Genomic DNA, 1,544 nt, shown 5'->3' on the forward strand with positions numbered 1-1,544 from the left:
CGTCCTTCTTGCTCCGCTCGTTCGGGTTCAGCGGCTCGCGGTAGCCCAGCGCCCACTGCCCCTCACCTCGGCGCTGCTTGGTGCGCTGAGGCGTCGTCGTCGGGGGGACCATCCTCGTCCTCCGGGGATTCGGGGCGCTGGTGCGCGTGCGAGTCCCGGGACAGCCGTGGTGGGGGTCTCGTCAGCGCACCCGGCGCCGACGGGAACAAAAAGGCAGGCGCGGGTTATGCCGAACGACGGCACATCGCGCTGGAGACACGACGGAAGTCGACGTGGCGGCGGACCACCAGGCGCACTCCGGTCGATGTCATGTGCCTCAGCGTGCCACGCGTCCACCCCGTGGTCCACCGCCATCCGCATCGTGGGACGGCCTCGCGGACCTGGTAGACGGCGGTGCGGACCGGTGGGCGGAACGCCGCGGGTGGGACACTGGGAACCATGCCCTCCGCTCTGCCGATCGGTGATCCCGCGCCCTCCGACGGCTCACTCCCGACCTCCGCGCTCACCGGCCTGGGTGACCGCCCGTTCGGGGTGTACGTGCACGTCCCGTTCTGCGCGACGCGGTGCGGCTACTGCGACTTCAACACCTACACCGCCGGTGAGCTGGGCACTTCCGCCTCGCCGGCGTCCTGGCTGGAGGGCCTGCGGCGGGAACTGGACCTCGCCGCGACCGTGCTCGGCGCCCCGCCGGCGGCCGACACGGTGTTCGTCGGCGGCGGCACGCCGTCCCTGCTCGGCGCCGACGGGCTGGCCCGGGTGCTCGACGCGGTGCGGTCGTCGTTCGGCCTCGCGCCCGGCGCCGAGGTCACCACCGAGTCGAACCCGGAGTCCACGTCACCCGCCTTCTTCTCCGCCATCCGTGATGCTGGTTACACCCGCGTCTCGCTCGGCATGCAGTCCGCCGCACGGCACGTGCTCGCCGTGCTCGACCGCGCGCACACCCCCGGCCGCCCGGTCGCCGCGGCCCGGGAAGCCCGCGAGGCCGGCTTCGACCACGTGAACCTCGACCTCATCTACGGCACGCCGGGAGAAGGTGTCGACGACCTGCGGGCGTCCCTCGACGCCGTGCGCGAAGCCGGCGTGGACCACGTGTCGGCGTACGCGCTGATCGTGGAGGAGGGCACGGCGCTGGCCCGCCGGGTCCGCCGCGGGGAGCTGCCCATGCCGGACGACGACGTGCTGGCCGACAAGTACGAGCTGGTCGACGCCGCCATGACCGCGCAGGGCCTGCGCTGGTACGAGGTGTCGAACTGGGCGGCGTCCGCCGAGGCCGCGTGCCGGCACAACCTCCTCTACTGGCAGGGCGCCGACTGGTGGGGCGCGGGCCCCGGCGCGCACAGCCACGTCGGCGGCGTGCGCTGGTGGAACGTCAAGCACCCGGCGAAGTACGCCGAGCTGCTGGCCGCCGGCACGTCGCCCGCCGCCGGGCGCGAGGTCCTGGGCGACGACGACCGCCGGGTGGAACGCGTGCTGCTCGAACTGCGCCTCGCCACCGGCCTGCCGCTCGACGTCCTCGACGCCGACGGCCGGGCCGAGGCCAAGGA

Annotated in this window: 1 protein-coding gene; it reads left to right on the plus strand. The window is 73.8% G+C overall.

Annotated elements, in window-relative coordinates:
- Window positions 1–438: 438 nt before the first annotated feature.
- Window positions 439–1,544 (plus strand): radical SAM family heme chaperone HemW (hemW, locus tag ACFQ3T_RS36510; protein WP_380730723.1); only part of this gene is annotated, 1,106 nt, incomplete at its 3' end.

Origin of the sequence: Saccharothrix hoggarensis (assembly GCF_042678885.1) — a bacterium.
Classification (GTDB): Bacteria; Actinomycetota; Actinomycetes; order Mycobacteriales; family Pseudonocardiaceae; genus Actinosynnema; species Actinosynnema hoggarensis.